General features: G+C 65.3%; 20 protein-coding genes and 1 tRNA gene. 17 read left to right on the forward strand and 4 right to left on the reverse strand.

Annotation, left to right across the window (positions count from 1 at the left end):
* Positions 1-144 precede the first annotated feature (144 nt).
* From BMI90_RS12680 to BMI90_RS18755, 6 genes are all read left to right on the forward strand, one after another.
* Positions 145-714 carry a hypothetical protein gene (locus BMI90_RS12680; RefSeq protein ID WP_146671284.1) on the forward strand — a complete coding sequence of 190 codons (570 nt, stop codon included), beginning with the start codon at positions 145-147 and terminating at the stop codon, positions 712-714.
* A 3-nt stretch (positions 715-717) separates the two neighbouring features.
* The gene (locus BMI90_RS12685) at positions 718-2,100 is read left to right on the forward strand and encodes a phage portal protein (protein ID WP_078529858.1); all 1,383 of its coding nucleotides are present in this window, start codon (positions 718-720) and stop codon (positions 2,098-2,100) included.
* Complete coding sequence (locus tag BMI90_RS12690; protein WP_078529859.1) at positions 2,087-3,850, forward strand: prohead protease/major capsid protein fusion protein; 1,764 nt, start codon at positions 2,087-2,089, stop codon at positions 3,848-3,850. The genes BMI90_RS12685 and BMI90_RS12690 overlap by 14 nt, the downstream gene beginning before the upstream one ends.
* Positions 3,850-4,071, forward strand: a complete 222-nt coding sequence (locus BMI90_RS12695) for a hypothetical protein (RefSeq protein ID WP_078529860.1) — start codon at positions 3,850-3,852, stop codon at positions 4,069-4,071. The genes BMI90_RS12690 and BMI90_RS12695 overlap by 1 nt, the downstream gene beginning before the upstream one ends.
* 1 nt (position 4,072) lies before the next feature.
* Positions 4,073-4,402, forward strand: coding sequence for a DUF2190 family protein (locus tag BMI90_RS12700; protein ID WP_078529861.1), 330 nt, complete (start codon positions 4,073-4,075; stop codon positions 4,400-4,402).
* 120 nt (positions 4,403-4,522) lie between these two features.
* Positions 4,523-4,693 carry a hypothetical protein gene (locus tag BMI90_RS18755; protein WP_168172773.1) on the forward strand — a complete coding sequence of 57 codons (171 nt, stop codon included), beginning with the start codon at positions 4,523-4,525 and terminating at the stop codon, positions 4,691-4,693.
* Here the strand turns inward: BMI90_RS18755 and BMI90_RS12705 are convergent.
* Positions 4,675-5,946 (reverse strand): tyrosine-type recombinase/integrase, encoded by a 1,272-nt coding sequence (locus BMI90_RS12705; protein ID WP_078529862.1) that lies wholly within the window; start codon positions 5,944-5,946, stop codon positions 4,675-4,677. The genes BMI90_RS18755 and BMI90_RS12705 overlap by 19 nt on opposite strands.
* A 143-nt stretch (positions 5,947-6,089) precedes the next feature.
* Positions 6,090-6,179: transfer RNA gene (locus tag BMI90_RS12710), tRNA-Ser, on the reverse strand.
* Positions 6,180-6,385: 206 nt separating this feature from the next.
* Here BMI90_RS12710 and BMI90_RS12715 point away from each other — a divergent pair.
* From BMI90_RS12715 to BMI90_RS12745, 7 genes are all read left to right on the forward strand, one after another.
* Positions 6,386-7,402: an SPOR domain-containing protein gene (locus BMI90_RS12715; protein WP_078529863.1), complete on the forward strand. Its 1,017-nt coding sequence runs from the start codon at positions 6,386-6,388 to the stop codon at positions 7,400-7,402.
* A gap of 16 nt (positions 7,403-7,418) precedes the next feature.
* Entirely contained in the window at positions 7,419-8,594 is a 1,176-nt protein-coding gene (locus BMI90_RS12720; protein ID WP_078529864.1) for a D-alanyl-D-alanine carboxypeptidase family protein, read from the forward strand.
* 7 nt (positions 8,595-8,601) lie between these two features.
* The gene (gene tmk, locus BMI90_RS12725) at positions 8,602-9,216 is read left to right on the forward strand and encodes a dTMP kinase (protein ID WP_078529865.1); all 615 of its coding nucleotides are present in this window, start codon (positions 8,602-8,604) and stop codon (positions 9,214-9,216) included.
* A gap of 82 nt (positions 9,217-9,298) precedes the next feature.
* Positions 9,299-10,423, forward strand: a complete 1,125-nt coding sequence (locus BMI90_RS12730; RefSeq protein ID WP_078529866.1) for a DNA polymerase III subunit delta' — start codon at positions 9,299-9,301, stop codon at positions 10,421-10,423.
* Positions 10,424-10,445: 22 nt separating this feature from the next.
* Positions 10,446-11,264 carry a TatD family hydrolase gene (locus BMI90_RS12735; RefSeq protein WP_078529867.1) on the forward strand — a complete coding sequence of 273 codons (819 nt, stop codon included), beginning with the start codon at positions 10,446-10,448 and terminating at the stop codon, positions 11,262-11,264.
* The gene (locus BMI90_RS12740) at positions 11,261-12,067 is read left to right on the forward strand and encodes an MBL fold metallo-hydrolase (protein WP_078529868.1); all 807 of its coding nucleotides are present in this window, start codon (positions 11,261-11,263) and stop codon (positions 12,065-12,067) included. The genes BMI90_RS12735 and BMI90_RS12740 overlap by 4 nt, the downstream gene beginning before the upstream one ends.
* On the forward strand, positions 12,064-13,011 hold the full coding sequence (locus BMI90_RS12745; protein WP_078529869.1) for an AEC family transporter: 948 nt from the start codon (positions 12,064-12,066) through the stop codon (positions 13,009-13,011). Before BMI90_RS12740 ends, BMI90_RS12745 begins: the two co-directional genes overlap by 4 nt.
* 61 nt (positions 13,012-13,072) lie before the next feature.
* On the opposite strand, the gene BMI90_RS12750 is transcribed toward BMI90_RS12745, so the two are convergent.
* Positions 13,073-14,203, reverse strand: a complete 1,131-nt coding sequence (locus tag BMI90_RS12750) for an S-(hydroxymethyl)glutathione dehydrogenase/class III alcohol dehydrogenase (RefSeq protein ID WP_078529870.1) — start codon at positions 14,201-14,203, stop codon at positions 13,073-13,075.
* Between the two features lie 73 nt (positions 14,204-14,276).
* Between BMI90_RS12750 and BMI90_RS12755 the strand changes: the two genes are divergently transcribed.
* From BMI90_RS12755 to BMI90_RS12770, 4 genes are all read left to right on the forward strand, one after another.
* Positions 14,277-14,627 carry an I78 family peptidase inhibitor gene (locus tag BMI90_RS12755; protein WP_078529871.1) on the forward strand — a complete coding sequence of 117 codons (351 nt, stop codon included), beginning with the start codon at positions 14,277-14,279 and terminating at the stop codon, positions 14,625-14,627.
* Between the two features lie 2 nt (positions 14,628-14,629).
* Positions 14,630-14,911: an I78 family peptidase inhibitor gene (locus tag BMI90_RS12760; protein ID WP_078529872.1), complete on the forward strand. Its 282-nt coding sequence runs from the start codon at positions 14,630-14,632 to the stop codon at positions 14,909-14,911.
* Between the two features lie 272 nt (positions 14,912-15,183).
* Positions 15,184-15,531 carry a DUF2794 domain-containing protein gene (locus tag BMI90_RS12765; RefSeq protein WP_078529971.1) on the forward strand — a complete coding sequence of 116 codons (348 nt, stop codon included), beginning with the start codon at positions 15,184-15,186 and terminating at the stop codon, positions 15,529-15,531.
* A 122-nt stretch (positions 15,532-15,653) separates the two neighbouring features.
* Complete coding sequence (locus BMI90_RS12770) at positions 15,654-17,249, forward strand: DUF4139 domain-containing protein (protein WP_078529873.1); 1,596 nt, start codon at positions 15,654-15,656, stop codon at positions 17,247-17,249.
* 6 nt (positions 17,250-17,255) lie between these two features.
* Here the strand turns inward: BMI90_RS12770 and BMI90_RS12775 are convergent, their stop codons facing one another.
* On the reverse strand, positions 17,256-17,765 hold the full coding sequence (locus BMI90_RS12775; protein WP_168172774.1) for a CopG family transcriptional regulator: 510 nt from the start codon (positions 17,763-17,765) through the stop codon (positions 17,256-17,258).
* Positions 17,766-17,802 lie beyond the last annotated feature (37 nt).

Raw genomic sequence — 17,802 nt, forward strand, 5'->3', positions numbered from 1 at the left:
CCGCCTGTGGCTTTTCGCGGCCCGCACTCCGCATCCGGGCCACGACTCGACTCATAAACTGAAAAAACGGATTTGACAACTTCCGAATCCTTTACTTCCAACATTGCTGCTCGTATGGTGGCGGGGCAACCTATGGAGGTTTCCGTGACCAAGACCTTTACCGCTGCCCAGCTCGGGCAACTCATCGCAAGCGAGACCCTGTCGCCTGACTCCGCTCGCCTGCGCATCAAGAATTTTGTCGCCAAGGGCTACATCGTCACCCGCCAACGCTCCGATAGCGATGGCAGGGGCACGCTACTTTTCTCGATTGGCGATGCCCTTACTGCCGCTGTCCTGTCCCGCATGGTGGACCTTGGCGGCCTGTCGAAAGCGGCCATGCAAGCCGCCGCCACACGTCTTCAGGCGTGGAAGACGGACAGCCGCAACCCCGCCCGCGCCGAAGTGGGGCCCGACCTCCCGCACCCGCCCGCGGAATCCCCGGCGCTTCGGCTGTGGGAAGAATACGAAGCTGCCCCCGATTTTCATGTGTCTTTGCATCTTCGCTGGGCGGAGAAGCGGGGCGCGGTCAATTGTGGGGCTTATCTGTCGCTTGGCGACGGTGAGTATTACGGTCGAGCGCCCGACGTGGAGCCGATGGCCGACCTTCTGGTGCCGGTCACGCCGCTCTTCCCGGAGCTGGCGGCACGTATCGACCGCATGGGGAAGGCGCACTAAGCCATGTCCCTGCTGTCCCGCCTCAATCCCTTCAAACGCGACGCGGCCCCGGTTGCCGTCCGATCCTTCGAAGCGGCTGCCGGTGGCCGTCGCGGCGCGGGCTTCGGGCGGCACTTCGGCTCGCATGGCACCGAGACGCTGGCCGCCGCCATTCCGGTGCGCGCCCGGGCTCGGCACGCCTATGCCAACAACGGCTATATCCGCAACGCCGTGGACGCGATTGTGGCCGAGGCCGTGGGGGCGGGCATTGAAGCCAATTCGGCCTATCCTGACAAGGATCTGGCCGCGCTTATCGACAAGGCGTTTCCCGACGCCGATCTGGACGCCGAAGGCCGCACCGACTTCCGGGGCATGACCGCCGCCGCCGTGCTGGCCGAGATCGTGGACGGGGAAGCCCTCTTCGTGGCCGAGAACCGCGACGGGCGCACCGTCTGGCGGCAATACCCTGCCGAGGCTCTGGACGAGTCCGACACCCGCGACTTGGGTGACGGCGGCTATGTGGTGGCGGGCGTGGAGTTCGCCGCTAATGGCACGCGCCGCGCCTATCACTTCCGCCCGGAACGCCCGACCGATCTTTTCCCGACCGCGCAGGAGTCCATCCGCGTTCCGGCTGAAGACGTGATCCACATTTTCCGCCAGCTCGGCCCGGGCCAAGTGCGCGGCATTTCCCAGCTCGCCCCGATCCTGCTGACCGTCAATGAGCTGGACCAAGCCCTTGATGCCATGCTTGTCGGGCTAAAAATCTCTTCCATGTTCGCGGGCTTCGTCACCGACACCACGAACATGGGCGGCGCTGGTGAAGCCTTCCCCGAAGCTGATGGCGGCGACATTTCCCTTGAACCCGGCGTGGTGCGCGTCCTGCCGGGCGGCACTGACATCAAGTTCGCCGCGCCCGAGCAAGCCAAGGAGTCCATCGCCTTCGCAAAGCTAACGCTCGGCCAGATTGCCGCCGGGCTTGGCGTGCCCCAGCACCTTGTTGACGGCGACCTGAGCCAAGCGAACTATTCCAGCCTGCGGGCCGGGCTTCTGCCGTTCCGGGCCAAGGTGGAGCAATACGTTTACCACACGCTTGTCCCCCAATTCCTGAATCCGGTCTTCCAACGCTTCGTCACCGACGAATACGTGGCCGGGCGTCTGGACGTGGCCGACCTTGCCGCCGCGCGCAAAGCCGAATGGCTGCCGCCGCGCCCGATGCAGGTGGACCCTCAAAAGGACATGGAGGCGGCCCGCGCTGCCCTCGAAATGGGGCTGACCAGCCGCCGCCAAGCCGTCGCGCAACTCGGCTGGAACGTGGCCGAGCTGGACCGCGAGATTGCCGACGACCGGGCGCGGGAATCCGAGCTTGGCCTGTCCTTCAGTAGTGGAGTCTCGAATGCCCCTCGATAACCTGCTTACGAGGGCCGCCCAGACTCGCCCCAACAGCTACGACCCTGAGACGCGCACCGTGTCCGCCGTGATCGCCACGCCGTCGCCCGTGACCCGGCGCGATGCCCGGGGGGCGTTTCTGGAGGTGCTGACCGCCGACACGCTGGACCTGTCGGGCGCTGACGGGCTGCCCGTCCTGGACTCGCATCGCACCGCCTCTGTCCGCGACCAGCTTGGTCGCGTTCGGTCCATCGCGGTGGAAGGCGACGCCGTGGTGGCCGTCCTTGAAATTACCAGCGCCGAAGACGCGGCCCCTGTGGTCCAGCGGATTGCGGACGGCACCGTGAGCGGCGTCAGTATCGGCTATCGCGTCTCGGGCTGGACCGAACGGAATACGCCGCAAGGCCGGGTGAAGAGCCCGACCGGGTGGCGTCTCACCGAGGTCACGTTGACCTCTAATCCGGCGGACCCGTCCGCCCGTCTACGGCAGAAAGAGGAACCCATGCCCGAGACCATCGAAACCCTTTCGCCGCAAGAGGCGGAAGCGCAACGCCGGAGCGACATCCGGGGGCTTGTCCGCGCTGCCGGGCTTGGCCCGGAGCTGGCCGACCAGCTCATTGACGACGAAGCCGACATGACCGCCGCCAAGGCTGCCGTCTTCGACGCCCAACAATCCCGCCGCTCGGCCCCCGTGGTCCGCGTGCATGGCTCGAACGAAGACCCGGCCACCATTCGCACCCGGCAGGCGGAGGCGCTGGCCTATCGCATGGGCGGGTTGGAAGAGCTGCCCGAGGCGTCGCGCACCTATGCGGACGTGAGCCTGATGGACATGGCCCGTGAGGCCGTGGAGCGCATGGGCACCAGCACGCGCGGCATGAGCCGGGACGAAGTGCTGCACCGCGCCGCCGCGCACGGCACAAGCGACTTCGCCCTGACCGTCATGGACGCGACGGGCAAGACCGCGATGGCGTCTTACCGGGCCGCTGAAAGCCCCCTGAAGGCGCTTTGCCGCAAGCAGACGCTCCGGGACTTCAAGACCAGCACGGCAATCCGCCTTGGCGAAATGGGCGAGCTGGAAGAGATGGCCGAGAATGGCGAGTTCACTGCCACCAGCCGGGCCGAAGAGGGCGAGACCATCAACCTCAAGACCTTCGGGCGGCGCATCGACCTGACCCGGAATCTCATCATCAATGACGACCTGAACCTTCTGAGCGACACCGTCCGCGCCTTTGGCGAGGCGGCTGCCCAGACGGAAGCGGCGATCATGGTGGCGATGCTGACGGGCAACCCGGATATGCGCGACGGCACGCCCGTCTTCGACGTCAGTCGGGGCAACATCGGGGAAACCGCCGGGCTGCCGTCCAAGGCGACCTTGACCGAGAACCGCGAAGCCATGCGCCTGCGCAAAGGCACCGATGGCAAAACCATCATCGACGCGCCGCCGCGCTACCTGCTGGTGCCCGCCGATATGGAAACCGAGGCCGAGGAAATCCTTGCCGCGATCCAGCCCGGCACCACGGCGGACGTGAACCCCTTCGCGGGCAAGCTGAAGCTGCTGGTGGAACCGCGTCTGCCGTCGGGCACGTGGTATCTCTTCGCGGACCCGGCCCGTCTCGCCTGCCTGCGCTACGCCTACCTGAGCGGGGCCGAGGGCGTCCAAGTCCAGCGCCGCGAAAGCTGGGACACGCTGGGGCTATCCTTCCGGGGCTTCCTCGACTTCGGCGCGGGCTGGCTCGACTGGCGCGGCGCGCAGCGCGTGGCGACTTCGTAATGGCCCTGACGCTCGACCAACTCACGCAAGCCCGTGACGCGCTTCTGACGGCGCGCGCGGGCGGCGTGCGGCGCTTCCGCGACCAAAATGGCGAGGAAGTCGAATACAAGTCCGACGCCCAGATGGCCGCCGCTCTGGCGTCGCTGGACCGGCAAATTGCCGAGCTGGCCGGGCGTCGGACGCCGGCCACCCTTCATTTCCGAACCTCGAAAGGAACCTGAAATGCGCAACTTTGTGCAACCCGGTGAAAACCTCACCGTGACCGCCGTGGCCGCCGCCAGCTCTGGCGATGGCGTCAAACTCGGCAATCTCTTCGGCATCGCGTCGGGCGACGCTGCCATTGGCGATCCGCTGGTGTTGGTGACGGAAGGCGTCTTCGAGATGCCAAAAGTCTCCACCGACGAACTGGCCGTGGGCGATGCGGTCTATTTCCGCACGTCCGACGGGGCTGTGACCAGCACCGCCAGCGGCAACACCAAGATCGGCGTGGCCGTCTCGGCAGCGGGCAACCCGTCCGGGTCCGTCCGCGTCCGCCTCAACGGCACGTTCTAAGCAAAGGGCCGGGTGATGGGACCGCTCGGCCTTTCAATGCGGGACTGACCATCCCGCCAGCCATGTGCGGCGCGTCTACTCTCCACGCAATGCGCTTGCCCTTGGTATCAACAGATGGAGTTGGAAGAACTGAAGCGGCTTCGTGAAGTCGCTGCAAAGCTGGTGGTGGCCGATCCTGTCTATGTCCCGATCTTCGAGCGCATAGAGTCCGACATTGCCGAGCTGGAAGCTATCGCCGCCAATGACGTGGTGGCACGGGCACGCGCCCTCATTCAAAGCGCGACGCGCTGAATCAACCTCTGCAAGTCTGCAAGGGACGCCCCCTTGCCATACCGTTCACGGTCAAGGGCGTGGCCGAAAAGGTCGCGCCTGATCCGTTCATCAATCCCCGCCGCCAACATCCGGTCTTCAAAGCTATGCCTCAACCCGTAAAGAGAATGTCCGGGCGTCTCCAAGAGCCTGTTGGCCCGGAGATACTTGTTGACCGTGGCCGAGAGGCTGGCGGAGCTGGTGCGATACTTGGGGAAGCCGTCGGGGCATTGCGCCATTGCCTTCAGGCTCACGCCTGTCAGGGGGATGACGCGGCGCGCGTTGCGCGTCTTGAGCTGGCGTCCAACGGGCTCAATCGAAATGTGCGGCGTGGCCGCGCCAAGCCGTATCTGATCGCTTGTGAGGGCCGCCAGCTCGCTCGGCCGCGCCCCGGTGTTGACCATTGCCAGAAGGATGCAGCGGGCTTCCTTGTTGAGCCCGTCCAGCGCCCCGACGGCCAAGAGCTTTTCGCGTATCCAGCTTTCGGAGAAGGGCGGGCGCTGCTGTGCCTCGCCTTCCTTGAAGCTGAGATCGGAGAGGGGCAGCACCAGCCCGAGCCGCTTCATGCGGTTCACGGTCTTCAGCACGTCGCCAAGGTGGATAAGGTCTTTGTTGCCAGAGTTGGGCGTGAGTCCTTGGTCACGCATCCGGTCAAACCACCAGTCGCGAAATTCCAGCATATCGTCGCCGGTAATCTCGCCAATGGCCTTGTCGCCTACCACGTCCACGAAGTTCTTCACGGCTTTCTTGCGTGGGTTTTCCCAACGGCGGAGCTGGTCCGGGCTCTTGCCAAGCGTCTTGTCCGCGACCAAGCCCCAGTAGAGTTCAAGAGCCCGAGTCACCGTGATCGGTGGTTCGCTCACGCCGCCCAGAAGGGCAGCCGCTTCGCGCATGTCCGGTTCGCCGTCTTTGCGGATCACGCCTTCCATGCGCTGCACCAGCTCTTTGCGGGGCAGCTCGGCCACGCGCGCCACGGGCAGATAGCGGAAGCCCCGGACGGCGGCGAGATTCTTGGCTGCCTCGAAACGCTTTTCCGCGTCGCTTGTGTCACCGGCAAGCCGGGCTTCCCAGCCCTCAACAATGTGCTGCCACGCGATAGGGGCTTTCTGTTGGGCGACGGTAAGGGAGTCCGTGTGCAGGCTGACCCAGATGCTCTTGCGCTCTTCCACGCCCTCATAGCGGCGCGGCACGCGCTTGCGCAGGTGGTAAGTGCTGCCCCGCTTCATGATGGTCATGGCCGTCTCCCCGCTAGTGGTGTGTGCGGATTGTGCGGCGAAATGTGTTGCAAAACAAGCCAAAACGACGGATCGCGCGCGGGGCGCGGCAACCTAACGTCTTGTTTTTGCTTGGCAATTTGCCAAAGCCTCGTAAGGTTTTGTGGCGGAGGAGGTGGGATTCGAACCCACGGTAGGCTTTCACCTACGTCGGTTTTCAAGACCGGTGCATTAAACCACTCTGCCACTCCTCCGACGCGCCCCGATTAGACCGCTTCACGCGATTCTGAAAGTGTTTCGCGCCGATTTCCGCGCGTGGGGCTCGGGCCTGCTTTTCATGGGCTGTGCAAATCGCTAGGATCGCGCGAGGTTGCGCGCAAGCAGGCGCATGAGAGACCCGCGGAGGCGGGTCAGGCGGGCATCAAGAGGCGGGACAACCGCGCGAAGAGGGGGCACGGAAATGACGGGGCAGGATGGGAAGACGGGCAAGCGCATCGCCGGGCTCGCGCTGATGCTGGGGGCGGGCTTCGCACTCGCCGGGTGTCAGGAAAGCGGCGGCGGTCTCGGGTTCCTCAAGGCAAAACCCGATGGTGAGGCAGCGACGTCCGCTGGCGAGGTCGCCCCTCAGACCGAACAGAAGATGGTCGAACGCGACATCGAGGCTCCGCAGGTCTTCTCGACCGACGAGAAGGGCCTGTGGGACGGGCGCCCCTCGCTCGGCGGCGTCTGGGTCGCGCATCCCACCGTGAAGGACCCCGAGCGGGTCATCATCCGCAACACCGCCAATGGCAAGTTCGTCATCGGCGCGCTCTTCAAGCGTGAGACCGATAATCCGGGGCCGAAGCTGCAGGTGAGCTCGGACGCAGCCGATGCGCTTGGCATGCTCGCAGGCGCGCCGACCGAGCTTTCGGTCGTGGCGCTGCGTCGCGAGACGGTCCCGGTCGAACAGCCCAAGCCGCTCGTCGACAAGCCGGTGATCGCCAAGCCCGAGACGGTCGAGCAGAAATCGCTCGACGAGGTGAAAGCGGCCGCCTCGGCAGGCATCGCCAAGGCAGAGGCCGACAAGACGGGCAAAGCGACCGAGAAAGCCGCCAAGGCCACCGCTGCGGCGGACCTCGCGAAACCGGCTGCACCGGTCAAGGCGCCCACGCCTGCCAAGCCCGCGATCGGTGCCGCGCCCAGCCCGGCGCCCGCCCCCGCGCCACCGGTCGCCAGCGCCCAACCTGCCAAGCCGAAGGCCCCTGCGGGCAACATGTATATCCAGATCGGGATCTTCTCGGTCGAGGCCAATGCAAAGCGGGCCGTGGACCAGATGTCCAAGGCCGGTGTGATCGCCCAGATCACCAAGGAAACGAGCCACGACAAGACCTTCTGGCGCGTGATCGCGGGACCGGCACCCACGAAAGCCGACCTCAAGTCGCTTGAGACAACAATTCACGGGCTCGGCTATCCCGACGCCTATCCCGTTTCGAAATAGGACCGGTGCGAAAGACATGACCTTCTTCCGACTGATCGCCGCAACGCTCATCGCGAGCCTGACCGCGCTGCCCGCCCTCGCCTTCGATACCAAGGCACGGGCCGCCTGGGTCTACGACCTGACGACCCAGACGGTGCTTCTGGCCAAGAACGCGGATATTCCGATCCCACCCGCCTCGATGTCGAAGCTGATGACGCTCAACATGCTCTTCGAGGCGCTCGAGGATGGGCGCGTGACGATGGACACGACCTTCCCGGTCTCCGCCCATGCGCAATCGATGGGTGGTTCGACGATGTTTCTCAACACCACCGACCGTCCGGCGGTGCGCGACCTGATCCAGGGCATCATCATCAATTCGGGCAACGATGCCTGCGTGACGGTGGCCGAAGGGCTCGCGGGGTCCGAATCCGCCTTCGCGGAACTGATGACCGAGCGTGCGCATCAGCTCGGGATGAATGACTCGATGTTTGCCAATGCGAGCGGCTGGCCCGATCCCGGTCAGCGCATGTCGGTGCATGATCTGGGCGTCATCGCGAGCCGGATCATCACCCATTTCCCGCAATACTATCACTTCTTCAGCGAGACCCATTTCAATTACAAGGATCGTGCCCCGGCCAATGCCGAGAACCGCAATCCGCTGCTCGAGATCAAGGCAGCCGACTGGAAGGCGGACGGGATGAAGACCGGCCACACAGAGGAAGCCGGATATGGCCTCGTCGGGTCCGCCGTGATGGGTGATCGGCGCATCGTCTTCGTGCTCGCGGGGATGCCGTCCGAGCAGGCGCGCCGTCAGGAAGGTGAGGCCGTCGCGAACTGGGCGTTTCGGCAATTCGTGATGAAGGATGTGGCGAAGGCGGGCACAAAGCTCGCCGAAGCGCCGGTTTGGCTTGGCAACAAGACCACCGTGGGCCTTGCGCCGGAGAAGGATCTCTCGCTCCTGATACCCGCAGGCGCCAAGGACAAGGTGACGGCAGAGGCGGTTTTCGACGCCCCGATCGCAGCCCCCGTCAAGCAAGGCCAGCAGATCGGCAAGCTCGTGATCACCGTGCCCGGGCTCGACGCGCCGACCGAGGTGCCGCTGATCGCCACCGAAGACGTGAAGAAAGGCGGCTTCGTGGTGCGCGTGAAAGCGGCGCTGGCGCGGCTCTCGGGCAAGGCCTTCGACGCGGCGATGGAACGCGTCAACAGCTAAGTCCCACATGTTCATCAGCTTCGAAGGTATCGACGGGTCAGGTAAATCCACGCAGGCGCGGATGCTGGCAGAGGCGTTGCGTGATGAGGGCCACGAGGTGGTCCTGACCCGCGAGCCGGGCGGCTCTCCGGGCGCCGAGGAAATCCGCAGGCTCGTGCTTGAAGGCGACCCCGACCGCTGGTCGGCGGAGACGGAGATCCTGCTGTTCACCGCCGCACGGCGCGACCATCTGGAGCGCGTGATCGAGCCCTCGCTTGCCGCTGGCAAGGTGGTGATCTGCGACCGCTTCGCGGATTCGACGCGAATGTATCAGGGCCTATCGCGCGGCGATCTGCGCGCCGTGGTGGATCAGTTGCACACACTGATGATCGGGCGCGAGCCGGACCTGACGGTGCTGATCGACATCGACCCTTCAGTGGGCCTTTCGCGCGCCAAGGGTCGGCAAGGCACCGAGGAACGGTTCGAGGATTTCGGCGTCGGTTTGCAGGAAAAGATGCGCGCGGGGTTCCTGTCGCTCGCCAAGGAATTCGCGGGCCGGTTCCGCGTCATCGATGGCGCGCGGGAGCCGAATGCGATTGCCGCCGACGTGCTGGGTGTCGTGCAGCTCGAACTGAAAAGTTGACGGCCGCGCGCCCGTGCCGAATTGCCTTCCAACTGCCAAAACCACGCTGGAAACCGCCCGCGCCCGCAACTAGAGTGCCGCCATGAGCCTCGCCGACCTTCCCGATCCGACCCTAGCCCCCGGAGCGCGCCATCCGCGCGACACGGCGCGGCTGGTCGGTCAGACGCGGGCCGAAGAGGATTTTCTCGACGCGTTCAACATGGGGCGACTGCATCACGGCTGGCTGCTGACCGGCCCGCGCGGCGTGGGCAAGGCCACGCTGGCGTGGCGGATCACGCGCTTTCTGCTGACCCAGCCCGGGGATGACGGACCGGGCCTCTTCGGGGAGCCGGAAAAGCCCGCGAGCCTTGAGCCCGACCCGAACCACCCTGCCCTCAGCCGGATCCATGCAGGGTCCGAACCGGGTATTTTCGTGCTCAGGCGCGGCCCCAACGCCACTGAATCCGCGCTCTCGCAAGACATCCGCGTCGATGAAGTGCGCAAGCTGAAATCCTTCCTGCATCTCTCGGCAGCCGAGGGCGGGCGGCGCGTGGTAATCGTCGACGCCGCCGACGAGATGAACGTGCAGGCGGCCAATGCGCTATTGAAGCTGCTCGAAGAGCCGCCCGCGCGCGTCACATTTCTGCTGATTGCGCATCAACCCGCGCGGTTGCTGCCAACGATCCGTTCGCGTTGCCGCGAATTGCGGCTGGGCACTCTGGAGCCCGCGCAGATGGAGGCCGCGATCGCTGCCGCCGAGGATGACGGCGAGCCCCCCGAGATCGACCACCTTGCGCTGGCCGCATTGTCGGGCGGTTCGGTGGGGGCCGCGATCCGCCTTATCAATCAGGACGGGCTGGCGACCTATGCCAAGCTGGTGAGCCTGATGGCCACCCTGCCCCGGCTCGACCGGCTGGGCGCACTGGCGCTGGCCGAAAGCTGCACCGGCAAGGCCAATGAAAACCGCTATGAGCTGGTGCTGAACCTGATCGACCTCTTCCTGTCGCGCGCCGCCCGCGCGGGCGTGATGGGGCCGCCCCAGCCCGAAGCCGCGCCTGGCGAGGCCGAGCTGCTCGCCCGACTTTCGCCCGATGAACAGGCAGCGATGAAATGGGCGACGCTCCATGATGCAATGGGAGCGCGCGCCCGCCATGGCCGGGCGGTCAACCTTGACCCTGCCGCGCTCGTGATGGATATCGTTCTGGAGATCACAGCCGCGGCGCCCTGAGCCCGCGCGAAAGGAGCCAGACTTGACCCTCCCGCCCGAGATCACAGACAGCCATTGCCATCTCGACTTCCCCGATTTCGACGGCGAGCGCGACGCGATCGTGGCCCGCGCGAATGCGGCCGGGGTGACGCGGATGGTGACGATCTGCACGCGGCTGAAAAACGAGCCTTCCGTGCGCGCGATCGCCGAAGCGCATCGCGGCGTCTTCTACGCCGCCGGCACCCACCCGATGAGCGTGGCCGAGGAGCCGATGGCGACACTCGAGCAACTGGTGACGCTGGCCAAGCATCCGAAATTCGTGGGCATCGGCGAGACCGGGCTCGACTATCACTACACGGCCGAAAGCGCCGAGGTGCAGAAGGTCTCGCTGCGGCTTCATATCGAGGCCGCGCAGGAGACCGGGCTGCCGCTCATCATCCACTCGCGCGATGCAGACGAGGATATGGAGGCGATCCTGACCGAGGGCATGAAGGCCAAGCCGTACAGCTGCGTCATGCATTGCTATTCCTCGGGCCCGCGTCTGGCGCAGGCCTCGGTGGATCTGGGCTTCTACCTGTCGATGTCGGGCATCGCGACCTTCCCGAAATCGCAGGAAGTCCGCGATATCTTCGCCGCCGCCCCGCTTGATCGGATCCTCTTGGAAACCGACAGCCCCTATCTCGCGCCGCCGCCCCATCGCGGCAAGCGCAACGAGCCCGCCTATACCGCCCACACCGCCAAGGTCGGCGCCGAGGTGTTCGGCCTGCCCCTGGAAGAATTCGCCGCCGCGACCCAGGCCAATTTCGATCGCCTGTTCTGCAAAGCCGCCGAACATGGCGAACGGGGGAGCCTCGCCGCATGAACCGGATGCGTTTCACCATCCTCGGTTGCGGCTCCTCGGGTGGCGTGCCTCGGATCGGCAATCACTGGGGCGAATGCGATCCGGCCAATCCGAAGAACCGCCGGCTGCGCTGCTCGATGCTGGTCGAGCGGGTAAGTCCCGCCGGCACGACCCGGGTGCTGATCGACACCACGCCAGACATGCGCCAGCAGCTGCTGAATGCGGGCGTGGGCGAGCTTGATGCCGTGGTCTTCACACATAGCCATGCCGACCATGTCCACGGGATCGACGACCTGCGCCAGATCGTCTTCAACATGCGCACCCGCCTGCCCGTCTGGGCCGATGCCGATACCGAAGCCGCCCTTCTCGATCGCTTCGCCTATGCCTTCGTGCAGCCCGCCGACAGCAATTACAAACCGATCTGCGAGCTGAACGCGATCCACCGCGAGCGCGCCTTCGAGATCACCGGCGCGGGCGGGTCGATCCACTTCCAGCCTTTCGAAGTCGAGCATGGCAATATCGACGCGCTTGGCTTCCGCATTGGCGGGCTGGCCTATCTGCCTGACGTCTCCGCGATCCCCGAGACCGCCTGGGCGCATCTGGAGGGGCTCGATTGCTGGGTGCTCGACGCGCTGCGCCGGACGCCGCATCCGACCCACGCCCATCTGGCCCGCGCGCTGGAATGGATCGAGCGCGCCAAGCCTGCCAGCGCGATCCTGACCAATATGCATATCGACCTCGACCACGATGCCGTGGCCGCCGAGACGCCCGATCACGTGCGCCCGGCCCATGACGGGATGGTGCTGGACTTCGCGCTCGAATGAGCGCGCTGATCGACGTCATTCTTCCGGTCTTCCTCGTGATCGGTTTCGGCTATGTCGTGGCGTGGCGGGGGCTCTTTTCGGAGAGCGCGGTCGATGGGCTGATGCGGTTTGCGCAGAACTTCGCGGTGCCTGTGCTGCTGGCGCGCTCGATCGCCAATCTCGACCTCTCGCAAAGCTATAACTGGCCGATGATGGCGGCGTTCTATGCGGGGGCGCTGATCTCCTTCGCGATCGGGATCAGCGGCGCGCGCATGATGGGGCGCAATGGCCCCGAAAGTGTCGCGATCGGTTTTGCCTGCCTGTTCTCGAACTCGCTGCTCCTGGGCGTGCCGATCACCGAGCGAGCCTATGGCGAGGCTGCACTTTCGGGCAATTTCGCGATCATCTCGGTGCATTCGCCCTTCCTTTACACCATCGGCATCCTCGCTATGGAAATGGTGCGCTCGTCGGGCACCGGCACGAGCCTTGGGCGCGTTGGCCTCAATGCGCTGGTGGGGGTGCTGCGCACGCCGCTCGTGATCGGCATCCTCACGGGGTTCGCGATCAAAATCGTGACCAGCCTGACGGGGCTGCCTTTGCCCCATCCGATTCAGGTCTCGATGGACATGATGGCGCGCGCAGCCCTCCCGGCGGCTTTGTTCGGGCTCGGTGGCGTTCTCTATCGTTACCGCCCCGAGGGCGACGCGAAGGCAATCGCGATGATTACGGGCCTGTCGCTGCTGCTGCACCCTGCAATCACCTACGGGCTGGCTCATTTCGCCTTCAAGGTGGACAGTTCTGCCTTGCGCTCGGCCACGTTGACTGCGGCAATGGCGCCAGGGGTGAACGCCTACCTCTTCGCCAATATCTACGGCGTGGCACGACGGGTGGCCGCCTCTGCGGTTCTGATCGCCACGGCGCTCTCGATCCTGACGATCTGGGCCTGGCTCGCGATCCTTCCCTGACCCGGAAATGCGAAACGCCCGGCGGTGACGCCGGGCGCGCGCAGGAACTTCCTGGGTCGGATCAGTAAATCACGACCGAGCGGATCGACTCGCCCGCATGCATCAGATCGAAGGCCTTGTTGATGTCTTCGAGCGGCATGGTGTGAGTGATCATCGAGTCGATCTCGATCTTGTCGTTCATGTACCACTCGACGAATTTCGGCACATCCGTGCGACCTTTCGCGCCGCCGAACGCGGTACCTTTCCAGGTGCGGCCAGTGACGAGTTGGAACGGACGGGTCGAGATCTCTGCACCGGACGGGGCCACCCCGATGATGACAGAAACGCCCCAGCCGCGATGCGAGCATTCCAGCGCGTCGCGCATCACCTGCACATTGCCCGTGGCATCGAAGGAGTAATCCACTCCCCCGATCTGGTCGCGCTCGGTCTTGGTGAGGTTGACGATCTGCTGCACCACCGGAACGTCCGATTTCGAGGGATTCACGAAATGGGTCATGCCGAATTTGCGCGCCATTTCCTCTTTGCCGTCATTCAGATCAACACCGATGATCATGTCCGCGCCTGCCATGCGCAGCCCCTGAATCACGTTCAGGCCGATCCCGCCGAGGCCGAACACAGCGGCGGTCGATCCGATCTCGACGCCGGCCGTGTTGATTACCGCACCGATCCCGGTGGTCACGCCGCAGCCGATATAGCAGATCTTGTCGAAAGGCGCGTCGTCACGAACCTTGGCCAGTGCGATCTCGGGCATCACCGTGTGATTGGCGAAGGTCGAGCACCCCATGTAGTGGTAGATCGGCGTGCCATCGAGCATCTTGAAGCGCGTGGTGCCGTCCGGCATCAGGCCCTGACCTTGGGTGTTGCGGATCGCGGTGCACAGGTTCGTCTTGCCCGACAGGCAGGACGGGCATTCGCGACATTCGGGCGTATAGAGCGGAATGACGTGATCGCCGGGCTTGAGCGTGGTGACACCTTCACCCACTTCCAGCACGACGCCCGCGCCCTCATGGCCGAGAATCGTCGGGAAGATGCCTTCGGGATCCGCGCCCGACCGGGTAAACTCGTCAGTGTGGCAGATGCCCGTGGCCTTGATCTCAACAAGCACCTCGCCCGCTTTCGGGCCTTCGAGCTCCACTTCCATGATTTCGAGCGGCTTTCCCGCCTCTAGGGCGACTGCGGCACGGGTTCTCATGGGCGTTTCCTCCTTGTATAGAATTGGCAGGAGACTGCGCTATCGGCGCGGCGTTTGCAATCAAGGGTGCGACATGTTGAGACCGTTTTCCGCTATCGCTGCCGTTCTGGCACTGGCAGCCTGCAATCCCGATACCGCGCTCGAGGACACGCCCGATCAGGCCATGTCCTCGCCAGCGCCGCACATGACGCCGGCCGTGACGCTCGGCGCGGGCGGCTTGGAAGAGCGCGAGCCCGACACCTGCGGCGCGGTAAATTACGTTTCGGTACTCGGTCAGCCGGCATCGCAGATCCAGACCCTGGCTATCACCCGCCCCTATCGCGTCGTCGAGTGGCGGGGCGTCGAGGACCAGATCTACAACCCGCAGCGCGTGGTCTTCCGCCTCGATGCGGCGGGCAATATCTACAATATCGACTGCGGCTGAGAATGCGGGCGGCGCTCACCCTGTGTGCCGGGATGCTTGCCTTGTCGGGCTGCAAATCCGGAGAGAGCCCGGCTTCCGGCGAGGCGGGCGATCCCGGCATATGCCCTCCGCCCGCGATCGCGGCGCTAGTCGGGCGTGATGTGGCGGCGCTCGACGCGATCTATTTCAAGGGCGCGCTGCGCGTGATCCGTCCGGACGAGGCGGTGACGATGGATTACAATGCCGAGCGCGTGAACGTCCTGCTCGACGCACACGATGTGATTACCGAGGTGAAGTGCTACTGAGGACGATGGCCTGCGGGCAAGAAAAAGCCCTCGTCCCGGTAATTGAGCGAGGGCTTTTTGCTGCCAGTGCGGAAAGCTCCCCGACGGTGCGAACTGGGTGGGGGCTGTTAACGACACCGCCGGGGGTTTAGCGTTTTCCGCTGAGTTCTTTATCGCCCCGAAAATCGGCAGGAACTCGCGCGGAGTGGGGCGATTCCACGATTTTTTTGCGGCGAGAATGCGGCGCGCGCTGCGAGGCTTGATTTGCGCCCCGCGCGATGTACCATTTCGAGATGACGGTTCAGACGCCGACCCCCTTCCCGAACGCCTCCGGCCAGCCCCAGCAGGTCGCCTTTGACCGCGCCGAGCTTTCGGTGATCCTCTCGCTCTACGGACGCGCGGTCGCTGCGGGGGAATGGCGCGATTACGGGATGAGTTTTCTGCGCGACGTCGCAATCTTCTCGATCTTCCGCCGCACCGCCGAGGTGCCCGTTTTCCGCATCGAGAAACGCCCTGCCCTTCGCAGCAAGCAAGGCCAATACGCGGTGATCGGCCAACAGGGTCAGATCCTGCGGCGCGGCCATGATCTGCGCACCGTTCTGCGCGTGCTCGAACGCAAGCTGATCCGCTCGGTCGACTGAGGCCCCGCCCGAACGGGAAAATATCGCCCTGTCCCAGCGACATGCCGCCCAGCCCTTACCAGATCGCTTGCATCAGGCCACGCCACGCCGCAGGCTCGCGATAACCGATTAGGGAGGACCCGATGCGCATTTCTCTGACCGCAGCCCTCATGGCCGCGACCGCACTGCCCGTTTTCGCCGATACGATCGAAGCGCCCGCGAAAATCACCGCCGTCACGCTGTTCCCGCGCGGCGCGCAGGTCGTGCGGGAGGTTACGCTCACAGCGCCTGAGGGCACGCATGAGCTCTATGTGCCAGGCCTGCCCGCGGATACCGATATCCAGAGCCTCCGGATCGCGGGCGAGGGCGTCCGCGTGGGCGCAGTCAGTCTGATCTCGGGGCGCGCGCCCGCGCTCGATCCGGCGGGCTCTCCACAGGTGGAGGCCGCGCGCGCCGCGCTGAAGGCCGCACAGGAGACGCTGGCGGCACAGGAGGACGGGCTTGCCGCAATCCGCGCCAAGGCCCAGGCCGCGCGCGATCAGATCGCTTTCCTCAAGGGGGCCCAGCCCCAAGTCGTCGACCCTGCGCAATTGCAGGCGCTTGCCGAGATGGTCGGCACGCAGATCCTCGCCGCGAGCGAGGCCGCGATCGCAGCCGAGGCCGAAGCCCGCAAGGCCGAGGCCGGGCTGGAGCCAGCGCAAGAGGCAGTCAAACAGGCACAGGCGGCGCTTGATGCGCTTCTGAACCCCGCCGAGGATCACGACGTGCTGCGCGCCACCGTGCAAGGCGCGGGCACGCTTACGATCACTACGTTTACCGGCGATGCGGGCTGGCAGCCCTCTTACGATCTGCGCCTAGATCGCGCGGCCGACGCCGTGCAGATGGAGCGTTTCGTCTCCGTGCATCAGGCAAGCGGCGAGGATTGGCGCGGGGTGGATCTCACGCTTTCAACGGCGCGCCCCGGCGGGCAGGCCGAACCCGGCGAAGTCTATCCGCGCCTTGCCCGTATTGGCGATCCGATCGAAATCTCGCCCGCGCCCAAAACCTTCGCGCGCACCTCCGGTGCCGCCCCCGAGCCGGTTGCCGAAGCCATGTTGAGCGATCGCGCCGAGATGGAGATGCAGGGCGAAACGGTCACCTATCACTACCCCGCTTCCGTCGATATCCGCGACGGGGTGGATGACCTGCGGCTGAGCCTCGACGAGAAGACCCTGCCGATGGAGGTGCTCGCCGAGGCCGCACCGCTGTCCGACGAGACCGCTTATCGCATCGCCGAAGGGACCAACGCGACCGGGGAGATCCTGCTGCCGGGCAACGCCACGCTCTTTGCCGATGGCGCGGTGGTGGGACAGACCTGGCTTCCGATGGTGGCCGCCGGCGACGAGATGACCCTCGGGTTCGGCCCCATCGAGGGGATCCGGGTGAGCCGCCGCATGCCCGATACGATGGAGGGGGATCACGGGATCCTGACGAAATCGAACGAGCGCCGCGAGGTGGTGGAGATCGAGGTGAACAACCTGACCGGGCAGGACTGGCCGATGCGGGTGATCGACCGCGTGCCCTATTCGGAGCAGGAAGACCTCAAGATCACCACGAAGGTCGACCCCCCCGCGAGCGAGACCGATTACGATCACAAGCGCGGCGTGTTGGCCTGGCGGTTCGACCTGCCGGCCGGGGCCGAGAAGATGCTGCGCACCGAAACGACGCTGCGCTGGCCCACCGACAAGACGCTGCGCTAATCACACTCAGGCCGCGTCGCGCGCGGCTTTGGTCAGGTAAGCCCGCAACGCCGTGGAAACCGGGGTTGCGGGTCTTTTCATTCCCAGCATTCGTTGCGCGGGCGGCACGGACAGTTCGGGCGCGGCGGCTCTGCCCGGAAAGGGCGCGCGATAACGCAGCACAAGTTCCGCGGGGCTTGTGCCCACCTCATCAAGCGGAATGAGAAAACGGTTCGCGGGCCAGTCGTGTAAGCCAATCGCCCCGCACGCACCTGCCCGCAATACGAAGCCCGCATTCCGCAATCTCTGTTGCAGTTCAAACCAATCGGAAGCGCGATCGAGCGCCTCCTGCACCGCGCGCATTTCGGGCTGCATCGCCGATGCCTCTTCGTCATCTGCCGTGTCGGAGGTCAGCCCCTGTCGCAATGCCTGTCGCGCCATCTCCGCCGGAGACAGGCCCAAGGCGCGGGCCTCCCGCCCGAGCTGGTCAATCAGGTCGAGCGGAAGGCGCAGGGAGACGAGTCGATGCTGTTTCATGGGCCGAGCATCGCGCATCGGGCTTAATGCCCGGTGA

Source organism: Thioclava sp. L04-15 (assembly GCF_002020275.1).
GTDB classification, from domain to species: Bacteria; Pseudomonadota; Alphaproteobacteria; order Rhodobacterales; family Rhodobacteraceae; genus Thioclava; species Thioclava marina.

Coding starts and splice junctions, on each gene's coding strand:
- BMI90_RS12765 (WP_078529971.1), top strand. CDS start 15,184: ATGACGGTTCAGACGCCGACCCCCTTCCCGAACGCCTCCGGCCAGCCC.
- BMI90_RS12770 (WP_078529873.1), top strand. CDS start 15,654: ATGCGCATTTCTCTGACCGCAGCCCTCATGGCCGCGACCGCACTGCCC.
- BMI90_RS12730 (WP_078529866.1), top strand. CDS start 9,299: ATGAGCCTCGCCGACCTTCCCGATCCGACCCTAGCCCCCGGAGCGCGC.
- tmk (WP_078529865.1), top strand. CDS start 8,602: ATGTTCATCAGCTTCGAAGGTATCGACGGGTCAGGTAAATCCACGCAG.
- BMI90_RS12715 (WP_078529863.1), top strand. CDS start 6,386: ATGACGGGGCAGGATGGGAAGACGGGCAAGCGCATCGCCGGGCTCGCG.
- BMI90_RS12775 (WP_168172774.1), bottom strand. CDS start 17,765: ATGAAACAGCATCGACTCGTCTCCCTGCGCCTTCCGCTCGACCTGATT.
- BMI90_RS12690 (WP_078529859.1), top strand. CDS start 2,087: ATGCCCCTCGATAACCTGCTTACGAGGGCCGCCCAGACTCGCCCCAAC.
- BMI90_RS12760 (WP_078529872.1), top strand. CDS start 14,630: ATGCGGGCGGCGCTCACCCTGTGTGCCGGGATGCTTGCCTTGTCGGGC.
- BMI90_RS12745 (WP_078529869.1), top strand. CDS start 12,064: ATGAGCGCGCTGATCGACGTCATTCTTCCGGTCTTCCTCGTGATCGGT.
- BMI90_RS12755 (WP_078529871.1), top strand. CDS start 14,277: ATGTTGAGACCGTTTTCCGCTATCGCTGCCGTTCTGGCACTGGCAGCC.
- BMI90_RS12695 (WP_078529860.1), top strand. CDS start 3,850: ATGGCCCTGACGCTCGACCAACTCACGCAAGCCCGTGACGCGCTTCTG.
- BMI90_RS12700 (WP_078529861.1), top strand. CDS start 4,073: ATGCGCAACTTTGTGCAACCCGGTGAAAACCTCACCGTGACCGCCGTG.
- BMI90_RS12750 (WP_078529870.1), bottom strand. CDS start 14,203: ATGAGAACCCGTGCCGCAGTCGCCCTAGAGGCGGGAAAGCCGCTCGAA.
- BMI90_RS12685 (WP_078529858.1), top strand. CDS start 718: ATGTCCCTGCTGTCCCGCCTCAATCCCTTCAAACGCGACGCGGCCCCG.
- BMI90_RS12740 (WP_078529868.1), top strand. CDS start 11,261: ATGAACCGGATGCGTTTCACCATCCTCGGTTGCGGCTCCTCGGGTGGC.
- BMI90_RS12705 (WP_078529862.1), bottom strand. CDS start 5,946: ATGACCATCATGAAGCGGGGCAGCACTTACCACCTGCGCAAGCGCGTG.
- BMI90_RS12720 (WP_078529864.1), top strand. CDS start 7,419: ATGACCTTCTTCCGACTGATCGCCGCAACGCTCATCGCGAGCCTGACC.